Origin of the sequence: Komagataeibacter intermedius TF2 (assembly GCF_000964425.1) — a bacterium.
Classification (GTDB): Bacteria; Pseudomonadota; Alphaproteobacteria; order Acetobacterales; family Acetobacteraceae; genus Komagataeibacter; species Komagataeibacter intermedius.
Genome location: NZ_BANF01000467.1, coordinates 1 through 626 on the forward strand (window position 1 = coordinate 1; position 626 = coordinate 626).

The 626-nt window shown below is 63.4% G+C and carries 1 pseudogene; it reads left to right on the forward strand.

Features of this window, described 5'->3' with window-relative positions:
* Window positions 1–444 precede the first annotated feature (444 nt).
* Window positions 445–626, forward strand: a pseudogene (locus tag B7449_RS18085) (hypothetical protein); the annotation flags it as partial.

The window sequence follows — 626 nt, forward strand, 5'->3', positions numbered from 1 at the left end:
CCTGCAGGGGGATCGTTATGCCGGGAAATTCGCTGCGATGGCACAGGACGTCGGTCTCTGGTCGGGACGGATATCTCCGAAGGGGCCGGGAGAGGACTGGAATGCGGTACTGAGGACCCGCACGGAAGGAATGCAGGCAGGTTCTGTTCCCGTTGCGCCCTTGTGCCGCCTGTCCGAAGTTCTGGGTTCAGGGGCGAAAGCGCAGCCGGAGACGGTCTCTCCGTCATGGCTGGGTCAGGCCGAGGCGTACGGCACGGAGCGGCCGCCGCAGGTTTCGGCTCCGTCATTGCCTGCGCCGTCTGAACCTGTGGGCAAGCCCGCTGGACCACGTTCAGGTTCATCACCGGGGCTGTCCTTGTGAACCAGCGTGAATCCTTTGGGCTCACCCGGGCAGACGGCATCACGGGCTGCAGGCTTTGTCCAGATATATGCAGGCCTGCGCGCATGCCCGAACGGCTCTGCCAGGGTGGCGACGGGTATGCGGGAATACGTGGCGCGTCGATTGCGGGGCAACGCGCGGCTTCGATGGTTCGAGACCGGGATATCGAAGGCCGCATCATTATCTTCACCGATGATCATGGAATGATCGTCATTTACGGCTGGCGTGCCACAGAGGTGGGCGCCGA